Origin of the sequence: Enterobacter cloacae complex sp. SHL018, from assembly GCF_049237905.1 — a bacterium.
Lineage (GTDB): Bacteria > Pseudomonadota > Gammaproteobacteria > Enterobacterales > Enterobacteriaceae > Enterobacter > Enterobacter hormaechei_C.
Genome location: NZ_JBMKJE010000001.1, coordinates 232,867 through 250,047, shown reverse-complemented (window position 1 = coordinate 250,047; position 17,181 = coordinate 232,867). Strand labels below are relative to the sequence as shown.

At 52.6% G+C, this 17,181-nt stretch carries 25 protein-coding genes, 1 tRNA gene and 2 pseudogenes; 23 read left to right on the top strand and 5 right to left on the bottom strand.

All coding sequences use genetic code 11. From position 1 onward, the window contains the following. Positions 1-26: 26 nt before the first annotated feature. From ACOTY5_RS01250 to ACOTY5_RS01240, 3 genes are read left to right on the top strand one after another with little or no spacing between them, the layout of a single operon-like run. Positions 27-440: a hypothetical protein gene (locus ACOTY5_RS01250; protein ID WP_044704986.1), complete on the top strand. Its 414-nt coding sequence runs from the start codon at positions 27-29 to the stop codon at positions 438-440. Between the two features lie 9 nt (positions 441-449). After that, the gene (locus ACOTY5_RS01245) at positions 450-929 is read left to right on the top strand and encodes a hypothetical protein (protein ID WP_046695767.1); all 480 of its coding nucleotides are present in this window, start codon (positions 450-452) and stop codon (positions 927-929) included. 1 nt (position 930) lies between these two features. Continuing rightward, positions 931-1,170 carry a hypothetical protein gene (locus ACOTY5_RS01240; RefSeq protein WP_044704990.1) on the top strand — a complete coding sequence of 80 codons (240 nt, stop codon included), beginning with the start codon at positions 931-933 and terminating at the stop codon, positions 1,168-1,170. A gap of 134 nt (positions 1,171-1,304) precedes the next feature. On the opposite strand, the gene ACOTY5_RS01235 is transcribed toward ACOTY5_RS01240, so the two are convergent. Beyond that, the gene (locus ACOTY5_RS01235) at positions 1,305-1,502 is read right to left on the bottom strand and encodes a hypothetical protein (RefSeq protein WP_063151926.1); all 198 of its coding nucleotides are present in this window, start codon (positions 1,500-1,502) and stop codon (positions 1,305-1,307) included. Positions 1,503-2,196: 694 nt separating this feature from the next. On the opposite strand from ACOTY5_RS01235, the gene ACOTY5_RS01230 reads away from it, so the two are divergent. From ACOTY5_RS01230 to ACOTY5_RS01150, 17 genes and pseudogenes are all read left to right on the top strand, one after another. Further along, a complete protein-coding gene (locus ACOTY5_RS01230) occupies positions 2,197-2,835 on the top strand; it encodes a hypothetical protein (RefSeq protein ID WP_127341243.1) in 639 nt (212 codons plus the stop codon). A gap of 275 nt (positions 2,836-3,110) precedes the next feature. Further along, positions 3,111-3,308 carry a DUF1482 family protein gene (locus ACOTY5_RS01225; RefSeq protein ID WP_059453074.1) on the top strand — a complete coding sequence of 66 codons (198 nt, stop codon included), beginning with the start codon at positions 3,111-3,113 and terminating at the stop codon, positions 3,306-3,308. A gap of 71 nt (positions 3,309-3,379) precedes the next feature. Further along, complete coding sequence (gene gamL / locus ACOTY5_RS01220; protein ID WP_259429739.1) at positions 3,380-3,664, top strand: host nuclease inhibitor GamL; 285 nt, start codon at positions 3,380-3,382, stop codon at positions 3,662-3,664. Positions 3,665-3,675: 11 nt separating this feature from the next. Then, positions 3,676-3,874, top strand: a pseudogene (locus ACOTY5_RS01215) (hypothetical protein). 2 nt (positions 3,875-3,876) lie between these two features. Continuing rightward, positions 3,877-4,179 (top strand): hypothetical protein, encoded by a 303-nt coding sequence (locus ACOTY5_RS01210; RefSeq protein WP_162183857.1) that lies wholly within the window; start codon positions 3,877-3,879, stop codon positions 4,177-4,179. Then, entirely contained in the window at positions 4,176-4,799 is a 624-nt protein-coding gene (locus ACOTY5_RS01205; protein WP_259429738.1) for a lambda exonuclease family protein, read from the top strand. The genes ACOTY5_RS01210 and ACOTY5_RS01205 overlap by 4 nt, the downstream gene beginning before the upstream one ends. After that, positions 4,796-5,224, top strand: coding sequence for a regulator (locus ACOTY5_RS01200; protein WP_259429737.1), 429 nt, complete (start codon positions 4,796-4,798; stop codon positions 5,222-5,224). Before ACOTY5_RS01205 ends, ACOTY5_RS01200 begins: the two co-directional genes overlap by 4 nt. After that, positions 5,221-5,373, top strand: coding sequence for a DUF1317 family protein (locus ACOTY5_RS01195; RefSeq protein ID WP_063438388.1), 153 nt, complete (start codon positions 5,221-5,223; stop codon positions 5,371-5,373). Before ACOTY5_RS01200 ends, ACOTY5_RS01195 begins: the two co-directional genes overlap by 4 nt. Continuing rightward, complete coding sequence (locus tag ACOTY5_RS01190) at positions 5,370-6,122, top strand: hypothetical protein (RefSeq protein WP_350360795.1); 753 nt, start codon at positions 5,370-5,372, stop codon at positions 6,120-6,122. The genes ACOTY5_RS01195 and ACOTY5_RS01190 overlap by 4 nt, the downstream gene beginning before the upstream one ends. 1 nt (position 6,123) lies before the next feature. Further along, a complete protein-coding gene (locus ACOTY5_RS01185; protein WP_259429735.1) occupies positions 6,124-6,675 on the top strand; it encodes a phage N-6-adenine-methyltransferase in 552 nt (183 codons plus the stop codon). Then, the gene (locus ACOTY5_RS01180; RefSeq protein ID WP_421631810.1) at positions 6,672-6,890 is read left to right on the top strand and encodes a hypothetical protein; all 219 of its coding nucleotides are present in this window, start codon (positions 6,672-6,674) and stop codon (positions 6,888-6,890) included. The genes ACOTY5_RS01185 and ACOTY5_RS01180 overlap by 4 nt, the downstream gene beginning before the upstream one ends. Positions 6,891-7,208: 318 nt before the next feature. Then, on the top strand, positions 7,209-7,427 hold the full coding sequence (locus ACOTY5_RS01175; protein ID WP_045896259.1) for a TraR/DksA family transcriptional regulator: 219 nt from the start codon (positions 7,209-7,211) through the stop codon (positions 7,425-7,427). Continuing rightward, complete coding sequence (locus ACOTY5_RS01170; protein ID WP_044158833.1) at positions 7,427-7,765, top strand: phage protein NinX family protein; 339 nt, start codon at positions 7,427-7,429, stop codon at positions 7,763-7,765. The genes ACOTY5_RS01175 and ACOTY5_RS01170 overlap by 1 nt, the downstream gene beginning before the upstream one ends. Beyond that, positions 7,743-7,946, top strand: a complete 204-nt coding sequence (locus ACOTY5_RS01165) for a DUF4222 domain-containing protein (RefSeq protein WP_013095941.1) — start codon at positions 7,743-7,745, stop codon at positions 7,944-7,946. Before ACOTY5_RS01170 ends, ACOTY5_RS01165 begins: the two co-directional genes overlap by 23 nt. Before the next feature lie 93 nt (positions 7,947-8,039). Continuing rightward, a pseudogene (locus ACOTY5_RS01160) lies at positions 8,040-8,312 on the top strand (dATP/dGTP pyrophosphohydrolase domain-containing protein); the annotation flags it as partial. A 24-nt stretch (positions 8,313-8,336) separates the two neighbouring features. After that, positions 8,337-8,759, top strand: coding sequence for a helix-turn-helix domain-containing protein (locus ACOTY5_RS01155; RefSeq protein ID WP_337459766.1), 423 nt, complete (start codon positions 8,337-8,339; stop codon positions 8,757-8,759). Then, positions 8,642-9,799 (top strand): tyrosine-type recombinase/integrase, encoded by a 1,158-nt coding sequence (locus tag ACOTY5_RS01150; RefSeq protein WP_237707070.1) that lies wholly within the window; start codon positions 8,642-8,644, stop codon positions 9,797-9,799. The genes ACOTY5_RS01155 and ACOTY5_RS01150 overlap by 118 nt, the downstream gene beginning before the upstream one ends. Before the next feature lie 15 nt (positions 9,800-9,814). Here the strand turns inward: ACOTY5_RS01150 and ACOTY5_RS01145 are convergent. After that, a tRNA-Arg gene (locus ACOTY5_RS01145) sits at positions 9,815-9,891 on the bottom strand. A gap of 303 nt (positions 9,892-10,194) precedes the next feature. Here ACOTY5_RS01145 and ACOTY5_RS01140 point away from each other — a divergent pair. The 3 genes from ACOTY5_RS01140 to fimZ all read left to right on the top strand — a co-directional run bounded on the left by ACOTY5_RS01140 (position 10,195) and on the right by fimZ (position 13,040). Next, positions 10,195-10,857, top strand: coding sequence for an EAL domain-containing protein (locus ACOTY5_RS01140; RefSeq protein ID WP_045142074.1), 663 nt, complete (start codon positions 10,195-10,197; stop codon positions 10,855-10,857). 24 nt (positions 10,858-10,881) lie between these two features. Further along, positions 10,882-11,598 carry a helix-turn-helix transcriptional regulator gene (locus ACOTY5_RS01135; protein WP_017383240.1) on the top strand — a complete coding sequence of 239 codons (717 nt, stop codon included), beginning with the start codon at positions 10,882-10,884 and terminating at the stop codon, positions 11,596-11,598. A gap of 809 nt (positions 11,599-12,407) precedes the next feature. Continuing rightward, entirely contained in the window at positions 12,408-13,040 is a 633-nt protein-coding gene (gene fimZ, locus ACOTY5_RS01130; protein WP_003858901.1) for a fimbria biosynthesis transcriptional regulator FimZ, read from the top strand. Positions 13,041-13,090: 50 nt separating this feature from the next. On the opposite strand, the gene sfmF is transcribed toward fimZ, so the two are convergent. Genes sfmF through ACOTY5_RS01115 form a run of 3 tightly spaced genes read right to left on the bottom strand, consistent with a single transcriptional unit; the run spans position 13,091 to position 17,180 of the window. Beyond that, positions 13,091-13,612, bottom strand: a complete 522-nt coding sequence (gene sfmF / locus ACOTY5_RS01125) for a fimbria assembly protein (protein ID WP_023296055.1) — start codon at positions 13,610-13,612, stop codon at positions 13,091-13,093. A gap of 9 nt (positions 13,613-13,621) precedes the next feature. Beyond that, the gene (gene fimH / locus ACOTY5_RS01120) at positions 13,622-14,629 is read right to left on the bottom strand and encodes a type 1 fimbria D-mannose specific adhesin FimH (protein WP_045142073.1); all 1,008 of its coding nucleotides are present in this window, start codon (positions 14,627-14,629) and stop codon (positions 13,622-13,624) included. Beyond that, positions 14,622-17,180 (bottom strand): fimbrial biogenesis usher protein, encoded by a 2,559-nt coding sequence (locus ACOTY5_RS01115; protein ID WP_015571221.1) that lies wholly within the window; start codon positions 17,178-17,180, stop codon positions 14,622-14,624. The genes fimH and ACOTY5_RS01115 overlap by 8 nt, the downstream gene beginning before the upstream one ends. Position 17,181 lies beyond the last annotated feature (1 nt).

Sequence of the window (17,181 nt, the reverse complement as noted above, 5' to 3'; positions counted from 1 at the left end):
TTTAACATTTACAAAAGGACTGTAGAATGTCTAACGACCAGATTCTATCTAATGCTGATATTACAATAAAGCGTCTCGAAGAGATTTTTGCAAACGCAGGCTTTAAAACTGAGAGTTTTGAAAACAGGATCGTCATCAATCATGAAGGAACCGTTGCATCGGTCTATCTAAGGTCTGACGTTATAAGCATATTTACGTCCTTCCAAGTTAAGCCAGAAGTGAATATTGATGATTTTAAAGACAAGATTTTAGAACTAAACAGCGCCCACTCCCTTAGCAACTCCAGCCTCAATGAGGCAAAAAACAAACTCGTGATCTCAATGACATATCTGACAAGCGTTGGTGTTTACATTCCACATTTTATTTTCACAATAAATGGATATTTCGCTTTTCAAACAATCAACTTTAAAAGAATAGATTGCTCAGAATTCATCGAGTAAGGGTGCGATATGATAAACCCTATTGAAAACGCATTTAATGAAATAGCCTCGCTTCTTGGTAGTGACGAGGAGTCTAATCACATATCGATGACGATCAACACCTCTCCAGAGTGCTATTTAGAGGCAATTGAACGGTCTGAAATTGAGTACGAACGCATAAGGAATGACACTACAGATATTAATAAAATCTGTAACACTCTCTCAAAGACTGAAGACATAGTTGAAAGGGTGAAAAATCATATTTTCTTCGATGATCATGAGATAGTGTATCAGGACAATACTAAACGTTATGGCAGGCTCGACGCAGACCCGGAAATAGTAAATGCTTGGGATAGACTAGCCTGCAACCTACATATCAGTTCTGACGTAGAGTTTTTCGCGCACGAGGAATATGAGTCTCATATAGAAAAAAAAGATGGACTCACCTATAATGAAGCTCACAAGAGAACGATCGAAGCCGGTTTTGTATGGAATCTTAAGGAGGAATGATATGGGCTTTTATGTTCAAATTCAAAAAAAATCCTCTGATGGAAAGACATCTAACTATGTGTTTTTTAATGAAAATGGCAGTGGAGAGTTCAGCGTAAACGAACAAAGCGGTAAGATTGACTACTACTGCAAAATGCCGAATGACGTGAAGAATGTTTATTTTTCTCGTGCAGCCTTTAAAGTCATTAAACACTGGCAAACCAGTGGAAAACTTCCTGATGCAGAGGTGTGGGCATCCTGAATCAACCCGGCCACCGCGCCGGGTTTTTATTGCCCACCCATAAAGCCATCACCCATTCTGCCGATAACTATCCAGCCTGAAGCTGATAACAATAACTATCGCAACACTACCTGCCCGCCCCGTGCGGGCTTTTTTTATTGTCCCTTCGGCACTATATCGGCTGTATCCCTGCTCACGCCCTTACCTATCACGTTTCCTGTTTCCTTCCGGTACTGCTCCAGCTTGTCGATGATGTTTTGCTGGGTCATGGGTAAATCAGCCAGTGACAATTCCATGACCGCCCGCCCCATCGCCTGAATTTTCATGCTTATACGCTCTTCATCCAGAACCATGCACATCCCTCCTGCTGTTTTTTTAAGCGTAGCACTGGTATTTACAAAAATAAAATCACATCAAATTCATACTCTTAGTATTAATCAAAGATTTATTAATACTAGCGGTATTGCTATATATTAATACCGCTAGTATTGTTAACCCATCGAAACGAAACATCGACAGCTGAGCGAAGTTAGCCAGCGGCGAAGTGGAGATTCGGTCAGTCGAACGGCGCGACAGTAAACCATGCGTCGGACGCCCGGCGGGCTCAGGGAGAGCGGCAATGGTGCGTAACTGGAATGTTTTGGGATTGGATGAATGCGCAGGCTGATGCGCAGTGGGACGTGGCTGACTCACAAGGATGGCTCAAGCGAATAAGCAAGCTCGACGCCGCCGAATAAGCGCCTTATGCCGGAGATCAGCGCCGGCCATCCAATCACCAAAGCATTTCGATTCATCAACCCACGCAACAAAGGAGCTTCTATGCGACGGCAAAGCTATATCGCTCACAAATAATTGGTACCACAAATGCTTTCGGAAACCCCGGCGATGTCGGGGTTTTTGGTGAGTGCTTTGGGCTGGCAGACGGTTATCAGCTAGTTGGTGAGGTAATGGCTCACCAAGGCGACGACGGCCTTCCCTGCTTCATTGTGGGGAGCCAGCACCAAAGCATTTCTCCCGCATCAGCGGGTAACGACAGAGGGTAAGGGTATGTGTAAACGAATTGATGGGGAGATTATCCGGGGCGTCATTAACGACCCTCGACTCTTCTCAGGAATCGAACGTGTCAGAAGCGGCAGAGTTCAGATGTTTGGAAAGCGGATTGTCCAGGGTGGAAAGTGCATCCAGGAATGCGACTTTGAAATCACGCCACCAGAAAGGAGTTGGTACTCAAAGGAAATTGATGGGGTTTGGCATTGGGTTGAGGGTTGTGATCATTGCAATGGCTCACCTATTAAATGGGCCTATGTTCGCTGTGACAAGCATGATGTCTGCGTTGATTGCGGTGTAGATAGAGAGCGTGCAGCTAAATCTCCAGGCATTGATGGAATTGGTGCTGTTTGGGGTTGCAGTGACGGATGGCGTTGCAATGACTGTCAGGAACAAATTAACAAAAAGCGTCTTGCAGAAGCAGAGGCGCGGATCGTTCCTGATGATGAATATGATGAGATGGATTTTTGGCACGAAGATGAGGCTCGCTGCCCATGGTGTAAGGCTGAAATTTCCACCGATGAATCATACGACGCCTGCCAAGAAGAGCATCAATGCCATGAGTGCGAGCGCCACTTCAAACTGACGGCTGAGCACTCCGTGACCTGGACAACAATTCGAGCAATCAAAGCCGCCTAACCAGCGGCTTTTTTCATACCTCAGTCGCTTCACCGAGGCGGCTTAGTTATGACAACCGGCGGCCATCCACCGCCCTCACATTTTTTTGCAAGCGCAGAAGTCTTGTATTAACCGTTCCGTTCGCCGCGATAAGGCCAAGAGGAAATCATGGTAAACCAGCAGCAGATCAGAGAGGCCCAACGGCTCGCGTCGTTCGCGGTACTCCATCGCAATGCTCCGGCGTGGGAAGAAGCAAAGCGCCTTTACGCCGTCGCCATCGGGAGGACTCTTCACTGATGGAAACTTTATTCGCGCTCGTCCTGACCGTGGCAATGACCAACGGTGATTATCAGGACGTCATTCTCGGCGTTTACGACAGCCAGCAGGAATGCAGCCAGGCAGCTACTGAGCAGAAAGTAACAGCTGAATGCTGGCCGGTAGAAAGCATCCTCCGCAACGGCGAGTTCCCGGCGAAATCCATCGCGCAGCACTAACCCCCTATTCAACCGATCGGCCTGGCTCAATGCGGGCGGGATCTGCACATCCAAATTTCAGGAGTTCAGCCATGAACGCATACCTCACTTACGACCGCATCGAAGATCGGCGCTGGGCTGAGCAGCAGCTCACCGACGAGAAAGAGAAGTGGATCGACGACCGGGCGCAGCAAATTATCGACATGATGCCGAAAAAGCCGTCCGGCCTCTTCCACTTCACGATCCCGATTGACTCCAGCCCATACGAAGGGCTTCGCAGCGATAAAGCTGGCGAGGCCTACAACGATTTCATTTCGGCAGTTGCTTACGCCCAGGCGGAATACGACTGGGAGCACCGTACCGGCTGCCCGTTTTAAGGATGCATGAAATGTCTGAATCTAAAACCCACTACCGCAAAGCTTTTGACTCTCCATACCTGAGCAGCGCCGACATCGTAGAGCCAACCGTGCTGACGATCGCCCGGGCAACGTTAGAAAACGACAAAACAAAAAAATCCAAAGACGTTTTTAACACCGCTTATTTTGAAGAGCGCGAGCTGCGCCCCGGCGAAAAGCTTAAGCCGATGATATTGAATGCCACCAACAGCAAGATGCTGAAAAGCATCACCGGATCACCTTTCCTTGAGGATTGGGTTGGCGTGAAGGTCACTGTTTACGTCGATAAAAATGTCCGGTTCGGAAAGGAATCGGTTGAAGGTCTCCGCTTAAGCCCGGCGCGCGTCACGAAACCGGTGCTTTCGCCGGAAAAAAAGCAGGCATGGAATAACGCTAAAGCAGCTTTCAAACGCGACGGCAACCTTGATGCAGTGCTGGCGAGAATGGACATTTCTCCAGAGCATCGCCGCCAGCTTGAGCAGGAGTGTTCATCATGATATGGCATGACGTCGAGCAAAATGGTGAAGAGTGGGATGCTCTTCGCCTGGGTAAGGCCACCGCTTCAAACTTCGGACTGATCATGGCTAACGATGGGAAGGCATTTGGCGAACCAGCCAAGCGTTATGCCCTTCAGTTGGCTCTTGAGCAGATTAAGGGTTGCAAGTCTGAGTTTGGTTTCTCAAACGACCACATGGAGCGCGGGCACGAACAGGAGCCAATTGCCCGCATGCTGTACGAAGAGATGAACTTTGTCGACGTGGATAACGGCGGGTTCTTTGATCACGAAACATACGGAGACAGCCCCGACGGCCTCGTTGGCCAGGACGGGCTCGTTGAGATTAAGTCGGTCATTGCCGCCACTCACTACACCACCCTCACCCGCGGCTCCTTCGATCCGGCATACAGATGGCAACTGGTCGGTCACCTTGATTGCTCCGGCAGGGATTGGGTGGACTTCATCAGCTACTGCTCAGACTTCCCGGACGGTAAGCAGCTCATCGTCTATCGCCTTACAGCTGCTGAATGTGAATCAGAAATAGTCCGGCTTCGCGCGCGCAGAAAAGACTTTCTCGAACTTGTTGCGGACACGAAGCGCCGCATTCTGGAGCTCGAATGAAACGCACACCTTTCTACCGCAGGCCCGGGCGAACCGGGCAATTCTCCGGCCTCCGTGAGCGCGTTATCTGGATGATTCAGACGCGAGGGCGCCCGGTAACCGGCAGCGAAATCGCTGAGAAGTTTGGCGTAACGCTCATCGAGTTTAACCGGGTCGCCAACGGCATTACCCGCGGATCCGGACAGATAGCTCAGATCGTTGAGTCGGAAAAATGGCTCAACGAGGACGGGATCTGCGACCGGATATTCGACCTGGTCACGAAGCCAAAGGTCGTAACGCCGCAGGGCAAATCACGACTATTCACCCGGCGCGCCATAGAGCAATCGCAGGAAGGCAGACGGCAGGAGTGCATTGAACGTGCCGCCCGCCGTAGCCGCCTGATTGCTCAGGGCCTCTACATCGACGAAATGGAGTCCATCCTATGACTCACGCTCACGACGAAATCAGGGTTGGCACACTATGTCTTCCCTTCATTGGTAACGGCTGGCTAATGCCATGGGGTGAAGTGGTCAGCAATCCATTAAAGGCGCAGCGGCTCGCTGAGGAATATCGGGAAAGGCAGGAGGCGGCATGATTCATTTTCACGGCGGCCCTATTACGCCGGACACATGCGCACTGAAAGCATGGAAAGGCCGTCATGCATTTATCAGCTTCGCCAACCCAGCTCAGATTAACCTGGCATCGGAAGTAACCCAGTCATTCGCTCTGGATAACGGCGCGTTCAGTTTCTGGACAAAGAATCGTGTTGTTGACTGGAACGAGTATTATCGCTTCGTTGAACGCTGGGGTAACCATCCTCGTTTCGGGTTTGCTGTTATCCCAGACGTTATAGGCGGCACCAGCGAAGAGAATGACGCGCTTATTGCTGAATGGCCTCACGGAAAAGTCGTAGGCGCGCCGGTGTATCACTTTAATGAGCCAGACGAACGCTTTATTCGTTTGTGTCATGAGTTCCCGCGCGTTTGTATCGGCAGCATGGGTGAATATGACGCCAAGCGACCAAGTGCGTGCCGGGCGAAACTGCGCGACCTGATACGCCACGTAGTCGATAAAAACGGCTATCCAATTACGAAGCTTCACGGCTTGCGCATGCTGAATAAAGATATCTTCTCCCACGTTCCGCTCTCGTCAGCTGACAGCACAAACGTAGCTCGCAATATCGGTATAGACAAAGTGTGGAATGGTTCGCCCTACGCGCCGGCAAGCAAAGAAACACGCGCTGCGGTGCTGGTCGAACGCATTGAAGCCTTTAACTCTGCAAGTTCACTGAATTACGACGCAGAACGCGATCGGTTCACACCACAACTGGCATTCGAGGTTTGATATGACCGATTACACCGGCAGCAACACTCCAGCAGAACAGCGCGACCTCTGGCGCACTCCACCAGCCCTATTTGCTTCCCTTGATGCTGAGTTCTGCTTCCAACTTGATGCCGCAGCAGCTCCGCATAACGCGCTGTGCCGGAAGTTCATCACCGCCGAGCAGAACACGCTGGAAACGTCCTGGGCTGATTACCTGAGCATTCCCGGCTACGTCTGGCTTAACCCGCCGTACAGCGACATCACGCCATTCGTGAAGAAGGCCGCTGCCGAGAGCGCCAATCAGATCGGTACGGTCATGCTGGTACCGGCAGATACTTCGGTTGGCTGGTTCAAAGAGGCTATCCAGACCGCCAGCGAGGTTCGTCTCATCACCGCCGGGCGGCTGGCATTTATCAACCCGGTCACCGGTAAGCCAGTCAGCGGAAATAATAAAGGCAGCATGCTCATTATCTGGCGACCGTACCCGCGTACACACTGCCACTTCGCAACTGTGGACCGGGACGAGCTGATGGCTTTCGGGGTGAAACTTCTCGCCCGCCGGGAGGCCGCATGACGCCAGCAAATGAAAACGCCATCCGCGCAGCCTGCCGCCGCTGCACCGAAGAAATCCAGCAGGCAATGCGCAAGAAGTCAAAGCCAAACTGGAACGGTACGGTGCCTCCCATCATCAACAAGCATCACAAGAAAATAGAAGCTCTGGGAGTTAGCCTCCTGGAGTTCGTCGTATACACAGGGCGGCTTAATCGCCGCTTCGGAGTGGAATCGTGACCAAATACGCGAAACTGGATAGCGAAGTGTTAAGCGCTATCGGCGCTCAGCCTACCTCGTTTTCTGAACTATTTAGCCCTTCCGTCAGGCAGGAGTGCCTCGTCATTGCTGAAGCAGAAGGAAAGCACCCGATGGACGTCTTCCGCATCCTTGATCGCCGACTCCAGTCACTCAGGAAGCTTGGCGTCATCCAGCACGTCAAAGGCAAGGGGTGGATACAGCCATGACATCGCAAATAACCAGGTCGCTAAAGCTGCCTTTTTTATTGCTGGCGTTCACATTCAACCGAATTAACCGACAGTTCCGGGAGCATTGACCATGGCCGATATCATCGACACAGCAGCAGAGATTGAAGAGCTTCAGCGTAACGCTGCCCTTTCCGCTCACCGAGTGAACCGTAACGACGTATCAGCTGAGCGTTGTGAAGAATGCGACGAACCGATTCCCGAGCCGCGGCGCGCTGCCGTTCCCGGCTGCCAGACCTGTGCGGATTGCCAGAGCGTCATCGAATTGAGGAATAAGCAGAGGGGGATTTGATGGATTACAGCAAGTTGAGTGATAAGGAAGTTAATCGAAAGGTTCAGATAGCTTCAAGACTAATTGGTTCAATGACGGGTAGAGGCGTCCTAATTGTCAGGGATGGAAAGTGGGAATTCTTCGATCCGTGCAATAACCCGGCAGATGCATGGCCGATTATCACCGCAAATAAAATCAGCATTTACGCAATGAGCGAAGCGGACAAAAGAGGCGGTTGGGGGGCCGAGGCTTTTCATCCCAACGATGCATATAGCTTTAACGATAACCCACTTCGTGCCGCAATGATTGTCTTCCTCATGATGCAGGAGTCAGCCAATGTTCAGGATAATACAGCCTAATACCTGGCATGCCGATCCCCACGGCGCGCCCTGCAAAATCCTCCGCGCTACCCACGAAGTCATCCACTACATCCGCAACGGCCGCACCTGCATTGCCAGCATGGGACGCTTTAATCAGGATTTCGAGCCGCTGACCAAAGCAGAGGCCGAGCGGATCGCTGAAGAAATCGAAACAGCATAACACCTGAAGAAGCTGCGCGCCCAGCGTGCGGCATAAGGAGAGAGCGTGAAACCTTACGAATCGAAGAAATCACAGTTCACCAGAAACCTGATCCGGCGGCGCCACGCTGAATGGTCAGAACAAACCTTCGGCAACGTCGGCCCCATTGGACCACTGAAGCACCTTTCGAAAGAGGCGCTGGAAGCTGCTGCCGATCCTGGCGACCTCAGCGAATGGGCTGATTTGCAGTTCCTGCTATGGGACGCACAGCGGCGCGCCGGTATCACCGATGAGCAAATCACCGCGGCGCTGGAAGAAAAGCTGAAGGTGAATATGGCGCGCCAGTGGCCGGAACCGAAAGACGGGGAGCCGCGCCTCCACATCAAAGCATGACGCAACTGATAGCCAGTTATGAGCTGGCTATTGGGTGCGAAAGCGCCACCTCGTGATCCCTTTTGCCCGGCCCTGCGCCGGGTTCTTTTTGCCTGGAGGAAATACATGGTTGAGGCAAAAACACTGACAGCCAGACAGGCGGCAGAACTACTGATCACCTCACCGAGAACTGTCTACCGGCTTATCGACTCGGGGCAGTTGGCCGGGAAGAAGATCGGGAACAAATACCGAACGACCGACGTCGCCTGTATTGCGTATTTACATGACCCGCGCGATCCTGTTCCTGCGAGCGCGGGTGAACATAAAGGAGAAATTTTATGTCAATCACCCTCAGAGGCGGCGTCTGGCACTGTCATTTCGTTACGCCGTCAGGGAAAAGAATTAGACGATCTCTTGGTACGGGGGACAAGAAACAAGCGCAGGAGCTGCACGACAAGCTGAAGGCTGAAGCGTGGCGGGTTGATAAAATTGGGGAACTACCGACGAGGACGTTTGAGGAATGTTGCATCAGGTGGATCCGCGAGAAGGAGCATAAGCGGTCACTCGATGACGATAAGACCAAAATCGAATATTTCCTGCGGCATTTCTCTGGCCGGGATATTTCGACCATCACGGCGGACCAGGTAAACGAAGCAGTTTCGAAGATGGTCAACCGCAAGCATATTCAGGTGTGGGAGTCGCGCCGGGACGCGGCTATACGCCGGGGGAAAGAACCGCCGCCGTATGTTGAGAAACCGGTAAGCCACGCCACAAAGAGCCAGCACCTTTCGTTCATGCGATCTCTGTTCAAGGCTGCGGCTAATGACTGGGGCTGGATTAAAACGCCCCCGGTTATAAAAACCAAAAAGCCGATCAGCAAACGCATCCGCTGGCTGACCAGGGACGAGGCAGAACGGTTAATTGCCTGCATGCCGGAGTCGATAAAGCCGGTGGTGATATTTGCACTGGCAACCGGCCTGCGCCGCTCCAACATAATTGATCTGGAGTGGCAGCAGGTCGATATGCAGAGAAAGGTTGCATGGGTAAATCCGGAGAACGCGAAGGCGGGCAAGGCTATCGGCGTGGCTCTGAATGATACCGCATGCAGGGTATTAAGGGATCAGATTGGTAAAAGTTCAAGGTGGGTATTCGTTCACACGAAGCCATCAACGCGCCCGGATAAAACTGTCACTCCGGCGGTCAGGAAAATGCGTGTGGATGATAACAGCGCCTGGCGAATTGGCCTGGCAAAAGCGGGGATTGAGGATTTCCGTTTTCACGACCTCCGCCATACCTGGGCAAGCTGGTTAATCCAGTCCGGCGTTCCGCTGTCAGTTCTTCAGGAAATGGGAGGCTGGGAGTCAATCGAAATGGTCCGTCGATACGCTCACCTGGCACCGAACCATTTAAGCGAACATGCACGGAAAATTGATGCCATTTTTGGCAACCATGACACAATTACGACACAAGGAGAAAATCAGGCTGGTTTGAAACTGGCGTAAGTGCCTGTTTTTAAATGGCACGCCCTGTAGGATTCGAACCTACGACCTACGGCTTAGAAGGCCGTTGCTCTATCCAACTGAGCTAAGGGCGCACGGAGAAGAGTGTACTTCGCGGTGGTGAAACGCCTGGAATTATACGGTCAATGCGTAGTGAGTCAATGCCTTTTCCGCCTTCTCTGGCGATAATGACTAGCTGATTGTAAATACGGCTGTTTTTTCAACATTTATCCCTCTTTTACGGGCTGCGAAAAGGCTTAGCCGCTTTTAAGTAACGCCTGCTGTTTTCCTGTTTACTTCACCTTCACACTGTCCTGCGGTAACCCGGCCGCCTGGAGGCTGGAAGTGAACAGGACGACGGAGTGACAGCGCCAGACCAGACAGGTTTTCCCTCGTGCGTGCAGCACATCTCACACGATATTACAGGCATTAAGCTTGAACCCATTGTCGCCCTCTCATCTTCGCGCACGGTGGGGGCCGAAGTGCTCAGTGTGCTGTCGCCGCATCAGCAAAACGAAAGCTTTTTCCAGGACTGGTCCGCCGCCCGGGCGCTTATGCTGCTGGAAGCACAGATCGCCGCGTTAAAAAAACCCTTCCCCTGTGACAACCTTTTCATAAATTTGCCGATAACCGTTCTGACCATACCGGAAATGTTCCAGCGTTTACTGCAACTTAACAGCCCACCGCTGAACATTGAACTCGTGGAGCCTGCCTCGTTCTTTACACTCTCAGACCCGGCGCGTCTGAGGGTGAGTTGTGCGCTTCAGCAGTTGACCGCGCGAGGACACCGGATCTGGCTGGATGATATTGATGAAGCGTCAGGACAAGCATTTTTATCCTGCCGCCTGCCATTAAGCGGAATAAAAATCGATAAGATCGCTTTCTGGCGTTTACGTGAAACGCAGGCGCTGACACAGCTGGTCACCCTTTGTTCAAAAATCGCTGCGAATGTGCTTATTGAAGGCATTGAAACAGAACGGGACCGTACTTGCGCGCTTCATGCTGGCGCGCGCTTCGGTCAGGGATATTATTGGCCATCCTGGAGATGGCAGGAGGACTGAACGGTCATCGCCAAGAGGGAAGCTATGCGAATGACAGTGCGCCGTTACCGGCGTCGTCGGACAGGAAGTGATTCACTGGGTTCTACGCACTCGCCTTTTGCTCTCCCATTTTTTGATCGTCTCGAATATTTGAGCCAGTCAATCAACCAGACCCGCAAAACCGATGCTCCCTTTATCATTCTGGTCACACAGGATAATTTTTTCCGTTCCGGTTTACTGAGCGGGCAGTCGCCCCTGAGCAATTGCTGCGACTATTCCACGCTGGAAGCCGCCCTCAGTGATTTAAATCACTGGCCTTCATCGCGTCTGGTAATAGACATTGAGAGCCGCGCCTCGCCGCTCATCGACCTGCTGGACCGATTACGCCGCCACAGCCTGTTCGCCCCCTACCTGACACCCTACCTGCTCGTCCGCGCCGATGATTATGATGCTCGCCTGTTTTGTAAAGCGGCTGGCCCTTTTCATGTGCTTGAACGCCAGCTAACGGCGCTGGCTATGCAACAAACCTTGCTGGAAGCACCGTCACCGGCCGGCAACCGCAAAGAGTGGTTTTCACGGGATGAATGGCCGATCTTACAGGCGCTGTCGCAGGGGAGCTCCTTGCGGCAGATCGCGCAGTTACAGAACCGCCCCTACAGCCGCATTATTTACCGTCTCAGCTGCATCCTGGCGAAACTTGGGCTGAATCATCGTCATGAGTTGCTACATCTTCTCAACAACCTCTCAGATTTCACGTATTAACGTATTCAGTAACTTCTTAATTCCTAAAGACCTTTAGGAAATTACTTAGGATATATGTTAAATTTTTGTGTTTTTTAACAAAACTTTCGATTTTATAACTATTCCTAATTCCAGGTCTTAAACCATGCGAAATGCTGCCGGTACGCTCAACGAGAGTGATTTTATCCATGCGTTAAGGTTCTGGCGCTTCAGTTAACAGGATGATAATGGTGTAAAAACAAGCGATTCACCTGTAAAAGAATGCGATGAGAGGTGAAGAAAACAGCAGATAGTACTGTTCTGTTGTTGGGAACGGCAATTTGCCAGGAGGCGTTTGAAACGGAGAGATGACGCACGAAATGGCGGATTTCAGGGATGGCAGGCAGGCGGGATGCTGGTTGTCACAGCCTGCTCGCTGTTAACATTCGTTTAACATACAGTAAAATCGTTTATTTTTTGTTATTACATAAAGATGAAAGTGTGTGGTAAATGCAATATCAGGACATTTTTGCTAATTTTAAAAAGTTAGTGATTCAGATCCAGAACATAATAATCAGCAATATATGGATATTAATTTACAGGCTTTTCGGACAATACTTAAACGGTATAATAAGACGTGTTTGACACGCGAATAAGAAAAATCATTTTGCCATAACCAGCCTTATGAGATAACTGCGCTGAGGCATTGATATCACCACTACGTAAACAAGGATGCTTTCGCTCTTCCCAGGGACATTTACCGTACAAGGATCTGCGCAATTATCCTTCCGGCTTTTCGAGAGTTTTAACAAAACTCAGCATAACGCTTTTAACAATCTGAGGCATAAAAAATGAAACCGGCATCCGTTATCATTATGGACGAACACCCTATCGTCAGAATGTCGATAGAAGTCCTGCTACAGAAAAATAAAAACATCCAGGTCAAACTGAAGTCAGGCGACAGCCACGAGGTGCTTGACTGTATACGCAACCACCCCATTGACCTGGTCATTCTCGATATTGAAATGACGGGCACGGATGGGTTCGTATTACTGAAAAGAATCAGGAACTTAAATAAAGACATTAAGGTTCTTTTCCTCTCTTCGAAATCTGAAGCCTTCTACGCAGGACGCGCCATCCGCGCCGGGGCAAATGGTTTTGTCAGTAAGCGAAAAGATCTGGGGGAAATTTATAACGCGGTGGAAATGATCCTGACGGGCTATTCCTTCTTCCCCTCAGAAACATTGAGTTTTATAAACCATCTGGGCTCGCGGACGGGCGCCGCTGTGGATATGCCGTTATCGAATCGTGAAGTGACGGTTCTGCGATATCTGGCGAACGGATTATCTAATAAGGAGATTGCGGATCAATTATTACTTAGCAACAAAACAATTAGCGCTCATAAGTCTAATATCTTTTCCAAGCTGGGCGTGCAAAGTATCGTTGAATTAATTGATTACGCGAAAGCGCACGAATTACTATAATCCTACCCTCTCCCTGCAACATATAACCGTTACAGGGAGAGTGGATACGATTAATTATAATTAATCATGAAAGTTGCATCGGCGTCAGCCCGTCCCGGCTGCGGGTTATCCGCTGTGGCGATATAATTGGCATAAAACGACAGTTCGGCATTTCCCTGCGCATCTACCGCCACCGTCTGGCTGGCCTGCTGCAACGCGAGGCGCGTTTTATCCCGGTCGAGGATCTCCACGGCCACGTTGCTGGCCGCGCTGGCATCATTCAGCGCCAGCAGGCTGTTATCATGCCCGTCCATCTTCCCCGTAAATGTGACCGAAGCCGCCCCCGGCGGACATCCGGTCAGCTTCAGGGTGAACGGTACAGGCTGCGTCCGGCTCCCCGTTGTGCGAAGCTGTTTCGTGGGCCAGGTGCCGAGCGTGACGGTTTTATTGCTGTCGTCCCCCTCCGCCACGCAGGTAAAATCCACGATATTGCCGTAGAGCTGAATGTTAATTTCCCCAAGCGCCGTCTCTGCGTGTGCAGGGGAGCAAAGCGCAAAGAGAGCGACGGCTAAATACCGCATTCCGTTTCGCATACCTGTTCCTTAGTCGTAGTCGACGCGTAAATAGCCGCGAGAGGTAAAACGCCCCTCGGCAGGTTTTTTACCGGTTACGCTGACGGGCCACGCGCGGATCCCCACCTGCGCCTGAGCGCTGTCGTCCAGACGGAACGGGATTTTGCTGGTCAGGTTGTTGGGCGTCAGCGGCACGCCATTACTGTTGGCAATCACAAAACCCACATCCGCGTTATCGGAAACCAGCGTACTGCCTGAAACCTTCTCCGCCTCAACACGCATCGTGAGCATGGCGTTCGCCTCGACGTTGGTGCATTTGATGCCGATGGTTTTGCTTTGCGCTGAGATCCCCTCCGGCTTATTCCCGATGCCCGCTTTACTGAACAGGGAGGCGCCGATATCTCCGAAATCGAACTCCACCACATTCCCGGCATTAATTTCACAGCTCTGAGGCACCTGAATGGTCCCGCTGTAGCTGATGGTATAAACCGGCGTGGTGAGTGGATCCGAGGAGGTCGTGGTGACGTAAACCCGGAACATAGTCGCCCGGGGGATCACCACCATATTGATAAAGCGTCGGGTCACTTTAAGCCGGAAGACGAGGCTGGAATCCTGTACGCCAAACGGTTTGTTTTTAGACACATTCGGGTGGCTCCCCATCTGAATGTAGCTTTTGGGCGGATAAAACGTGCCAGCGTAGCTGTCGGTAATTTTCATCGCCCCGTCCAGATAGTCGTTTAGCTTCAGATATTGGTAGCCATCGCTGGTGCCCGTAACAGGGAAATCGGTAACATAGCTGCGCTTGGTGGTGTTCCCGGACGTTCCCTTAGGGCAGACGGCGTTGACGCCCACCCACTGGGACTTCTCGCTGAGCGTGACAATCTGCCCCACCTGGTTATTGGAGCTGTTAAATTTACCCGTCAGGTCGTAATACACCTCCGTCGGCACGCCATTTTCATTGACGCAGACCGTGGCGAAGGCCTCAGATAGCGGAAAAAACGCCAGCAGGGATAGCCCCAGATAATGGATTTTATTCACAGCGGATCCCCTTAAGTGTGATCGCCTGTTGCAGGCTTTGTTCTGGCAGGCTGTAGGGCGCACGACACTGGGACTGTTTCCCGTCTCCCCACTGAATCAGCAGTTCTCCGCTCAGCGGCAGCCCGCTCAGGTAAATCTGACCGTCATCTCCCACCATGCTGGTTACGCCGCTCTGCGTCTCACGCACCACCGCCCCAAACGGTACAGGCTGGTTATCACGCTTCACGGTGAGCAGCGCACGCACGCCGATGCGGGTGTCAAAACTGGCGCGCACCAGCGCACCGTTCGTCGGCACGACGCTGGAAACGTTATTTTCAATGTCGGTGTTGTTGCTCATGGTGTTGGTGTCGAGCGCCACGCGGTTGTAACGGTACACCGTGGCGTACGGCATCACCGCATAGCCACGCCAGTCTGTTTTGACGCCGGTCTGGTTTTCGACGCTCACGCCTGACGCGCCCGGCGCTTTGATCAAGACGTTGGTATCGCCCAGCGGCTGACTGAATGTGATGCCGTCTGAATGCCCTACCACGCCGCCGGAGAGCTGCCAGTTGAGGTCGTGCTGATCCCGGGCGTAGTTGTAGCCCACGCCCAGCGTGCCGTACGTCGCCTGCCAGTTAGCGCTGGCGCTGCCGCTGGCACCGTTATTGCTGGTGTGACCCTGCGTGACGCTGTAGTTCAGGTTACGATCCTGGAGCAGCGTTCCGCTGATCCCGGTCTGCCAGCTGGTATCACCGTCGCTGTTACGGCTGGCAGAGGCTGTGGCATAGGCCCGGTCGATCGCGTTATCGCGACGGTAGCCGTGACGGGTGAACAGGCTGAACGGGACGGAGACGTTGAACGAGGCGATCCGGTCGGTTCCGTCAATGCCGACGGCCTTGTTCCACGACCAGGATAAGGCGTAGCTGACCCCTTTCACCCCGCCCGCGTAGCCAAGCTGATACCAGACGTTGGATTCGCTGGTGCCCCAGTAACTCTGCTGGCTGCCCGACACGTACACCGAGCCGTAATCGCCGAGAGACTGGGAGATATTGAGCTGGAAACGCCCTTTTTTATTCAGCGTCAGGTTGTGATAGCTCTGCACGTCCGGCACGCCGTCATCGTCCTGATCGTCGCCATACTGGTAGCCTTCCATTGTGCGCCAGGCCACATCGTCGAGGGTGTAGAAGCCTTTGGTCGAGTAGCGATAGCCCAGCAGCTGGAAGTTGGTGCCGAATCCGTTAAGGGATTTTGCGTACAGGAACCGCAGGGACTGCCCTTCATGGCGGCTGTCATCGGCAAGCTGGCTGCGGGCATGGGTGAGATCAAGTGAAACCGCTCCCCAGTCACCGAGGTTTTTACCCGCGCCAATGGCGATGGCGGTATAGCGCGAGGCCAGCTGCGTTCCGCCGTATAGCGTGTAGCCGTCGGCAAGACCCGCAATCATCGTACCCTGAGTAAAGAACGGCGTGTCCTGCTCGCTGTTGCCGCTGCGATAGTCCCCTGCCACCAGATCGTATTTCCAGCGTCCTTCACGCTGGAGCAGCGGAACGGTGGAATACGGGACGGTGTAGCGCTGCTGGCTGCCGTCCTTCTCTTCCACCGTCACCTCCAGGTCACCGCTTGAGGAGGTCGGGTTAAGATCAGTTATCGCAAAAGCCCCCGGCTGCACATAGCTCTGGTAAATCACGTATCCGTTCTGGCGGATCACCACTTTGGCAGGGGTGCGGGCGATTCCGCGCACGGTAGGCGCGTAACCTTGCAGGCTGTCCGGGTACATACTGTCGGACGAATAGAGGCGACCACCGCGAAAACCAACGCTGTCGAAGACATCGTTACCGGTGTTGCTGTCGCCAAGCACCAGCTCGCTTTTCAGCGGGATGATCGTACGCTGCGCCCAGGTACCAATATTTTGCCAGCTGCTGTGCCGCTGGCCGTTGCTTTCGGTATAACGCCACGCGCCGTTATTGCGTAATCGCCAGGCGCCATAGTTCAACCCGCTTTGCAGGTTCAGATAGTAGCTGTCGTCGTCGCTGCCCCGGTTGCCGGTAAAGCTGTAGTTCAGCAGCGCGGCGGGGATGCCTTCATCCCACTGTTCAGGTGGAATATACCCGCGGGCGCTGTTTTGCATCGCCACCTGAGGCAGGCTGACGTTCAGGCGCAACGAGGCGAAGTTGAACGCCGTTTCGCTGCCCGGAATAGCCGTGGTGAGCGGAACGCAGGTATCGCCCTGCACGTTGCTCAGTTCCGGGAAGGCGGCGATATTGACGCCAAAGCGATCGAGCATCGCGCGCGTAATGCACGGCGACAAACCGCCCGCGACCGGCGGCGTGTTGTCAGCTTGCTCAAACCGCACGTCCTGCGTGCCGATAAACTCATCGTTACGCCAGATATCGACGCGATAGACGCCCGGTGCCTGCTGGTGGCCTTTTTCAAAACGCGACAAATCCGCCACGTTCGCCGTGTCATCGGAGAGAAACGCCGGGTTAAAGTAGCTTTCGCCCCAGCCAGCGAGTGGCCAGAGCGTTGCCATCAGTGCCAGCGCAACCGGGCAGTAACGCCATTGAGTGTTCATC

Bases quoted from the DNA above. Each gene is read 5' to 3' on its own strand.
- ACOTY5_RS01115 (WP_015571221.1), bottom strand. From the start codon at position 17,180: ATGAACACTCAATGGCGTTACTGCCCGGTTGCGCTGGCACTGATGGCA.
- ACOTY5_RS01225 (WP_059453074.1), top strand. From the start codon at position 3,111: ATGGAAACTTTATTCGCGCTCGTCCTGACCGTGGCAATGACCAACGGT.
- ACOTY5_RS01245 (WP_046695767.1), top strand. From the start codon at position 450: ATGATAAACCCTATTGAAAACGCATTTAATGAAATAGCCTCGCTTCTT.
- gamL (WP_259429739.1), top strand. From the start codon at position 3,380: ATGAACGCATACCTCACTTACGACCGCATCGAAGATCGGCGCTGGGCT.
- ACOTY5_RS01190 (WP_350360795.1), top strand. From the start codon at position 5,370: ATGATTCATTTTCACGGCGGCCCTATTACGCCGGACACATGCGCACTG.
- fimZ (WP_003858901.1), top strand. From the start codon at position 12,408: ATGAAACCGGCATCCGTTATCATTATGGACGAACACCCTATCGTCAGA.
- ACOTY5_RS01135 (WP_017383240.1), top strand. From the start codon at position 10,882: ATGCGAATGACAGTGCGCCGTTACCGGCGTCGTCGGACAGGAAGTGAT.
- ACOTY5_RS01175 (WP_045896259.1), top strand. From the start codon at position 7,209: ATGGCCGATATCATCGACACAGCAGCAGAGATTGAAGAGCTTCAGCGT.
- ACOTY5_RS01240 (WP_044704990.1), top strand. From the start codon at position 931: ATGGGCTTTTATGTTCAAATTCAAAAAAAATCCTCTGATGGAAAGACA.
- ACOTY5_RS01180 (WP_421631810.1), top strand. From the start codon at position 6,672: ATGACGCCAGCAAATGAAAACGCCATCCGCGCAGCCTGCCGCCGCTGC.
- ACOTY5_RS01185 (WP_259429735.1), top strand. From the start codon at position 6,124: ATGACCGATTACACCGGCAGCAACACTCCAGCAGAACAGCGCGACCTC.
- ACOTY5_RS01200 (WP_259429737.1), top strand. From the start codon at position 4,796: ATGAAACGCACACCTTTCTACCGCAGGCCCGGGCGAACCGGGCAATTC.
- ACOTY5_RS01155 (WP_337459766.1), top strand. From the start codon at position 8,337: ATGAGCTGGCTATTGGGTGCGAAAGCGCCACCTCGTGATCCCTTTTGC.
- sfmF (WP_023296055.1), bottom strand. From the start codon at position 13,612: ATGCGAAACGGAATGCGGTATTTAGCCGTCGCTCTCTTTGCGCTTTGC.
- ACOTY5_RS01230 (WP_127341243.1), top strand. From the start codon at position 2,197: ATGTGTAAACGAATTGATGGGGAGATTATCCGGGGCGTCATTAACGAC.
- ACOTY5_RS01170 (WP_044158833.1), top strand. From the start codon at position 7,427: ATGGATTACAGCAAGTTGAGTGATAAGGAAGTTAATCGAAAGGTTCAG.
- ACOTY5_RS01250 (WP_044704986.1), top strand. From the start codon at position 27: ATGTCTAACGACCAGATTCTATCTAATGCTGATATTACAATAAAGCGT.
- ACOTY5_RS01235 (WP_063151926.1), bottom strand. From the start codon at position 1,502: ATGGTTCTGGATGAAGAGCGTATAAGCATGAAAATTCAGGCGATGGGG.
- ACOTY5_RS01205 (WP_259429738.1), top strand. From the start codon at position 4,176: ATGATATGGCATGACGTCGAGCAAAATGGTGAAGAGTGGGATGCTCTT.
- ACOTY5_RS01195 (WP_063438388.1), top strand. From the start codon at position 5,221: ATGACTCACGCTCACGACGAAATCAGGGTTGGCACACTATGTCTTCCC.
- ACOTY5_RS01165 (WP_013095941.1), top strand. From the start codon at position 7,743: ATGTTCAGGATAATACAGCCTAATACCTGGCATGCCGATCCCCACGGC.